2 protein-coding genes are annotated in these 1,344 nt (G+C 25.3%); both read right to left on the bottom strand.

Annotated elements, in window-relative coordinates; all coding sequences use genetic code 11:
- A partial coding sequence (locus AJN69_RS03900; RefSeq protein WP_002844212.1) for a hypothetical protein occupies window positions 1-215 on the bottom strand: 215 nt, incomplete at its 3' end.
- A gap of 7 nt (window positions 216-222) precedes the next feature.
- Window positions 223-1,344, bottom strand: a 1,122-nt coding sequence (locus tag AJN69_RS10050; protein ID WP_186820496.1) for a lipase family protein, incomplete at its 5' end; no start/stop codon positions are given.

The raw sequence follows: 1,344 nt of genomic DNA, 5'->3' as shown, positions 1-1,344 counted from the left end.
TTAGGAAGTTCATTTGAGCCTGTAAGGAGGGTGGAGTTTAGGAAGATATAAGCTTGATAGTTTTGAAGTTCTTCAAAAGTAAAATCTGTCGTTGCTTCTAATTTATAAAGTTCATCATAAATACTTTGACAATCAATGATGCTTTTATTTTCACAAAACAAATAAATACTTTTTTTATCTTTATGAATAGAATATAAAAAGTCTTTACCTATCATAATTTTCCTAAATAATACCTATTTTAGCTTTTCCATTAAAATACAAAGCTTGTGATATTTTACAAACTCCACCTAAATATTGCTCATCCCAAATTTGATCTTTTATTTTATAACTTTTTGAATTATATCCATATATTTTTGTTATATTATTAATATTTTCAAGACATTTCATATCTTTATAAACCACAATAAAAATTCTAAATTCCCCAATGGCAATTTTATGAGCTAAATTTTCTTGATTATTAATAAAGGAACAATCTTTTCTGTATTTATTAAAATCATTTTTATCAAGAATTAAAATGTATTTTTCTTTTTCTTGTGCCTTTAAAATAAAATCTATGATTTTTGTTTGACTAATGGTAGGAGTTTTATAACTTGTATAATAATTATCTCCAAGCTCTTCTAAAATACCATTTGTTTCTTGCATTATGGTGGCTATTAATGAAAGAAAATATTCAAAATGATTGATTTTTTCTGGAGAACTTCTAAAAAGTCCAAGAGGTCCATTTTTAAGAGCGAAATTTTTATTATTAATAGCATTATTTTTTAACACAAAAGTTTCTGTATAAATTTGAATATTTTTCATAAAATGATTAAGATACTCTATACACTCACTAAGGCTTTTATCTTTGACTTTGTTATGGTTAGCATCTAATTCTAAAAGATAGGAATAAAAATAGAGAGTATTAACAAGAGGTTTTATAGAGTGATCATTTTTCCCTGTATATATACCTAAAGCATTGCTTGCACCATATTGAGCTGAAGCAATGATTTCAATTTTACCATTATCATAAATATGAGTGATTTTTTCTGAAACATCTATAGTGTATTTTCCTAAAAGATCTTGCATAATTTTTATAGTATTAGGGTTGATAGCTATATTAGGAAAATTCCAACCATAAACACTAGGGGAATTAAAAGTATAAACTTCATTAGGGCTAAAAGATAATTTGTCTTTATATTTAATATCGCAATATATCAAAGCCATTTGAGCTAAATACCCACCCAATGAATGTCCTACAAATATAATTCTTTTGTGTTTGTTTTTGATTATTTTATTTACTTGTTCTAAAAATTCTAAAAGAAAAGAAGATTGGATATTGCCATTGAGGGATAGAGTTATGTCTTG

The organism is Campylobacter sp. BCW_4338, assembly GCF_001763255.1.
Lineage (GTDB): Bacteria > Campylobacterota > Campylobacteria > Campylobacterales > Campylobacteraceae > Campylobacter_D > Campylobacter_D jejuni.
The sequence above is the reverse complement of the archived record's forward strand: the minus strand, read 5'-3'. Positions and strand labels throughout refer to the sequence as shown.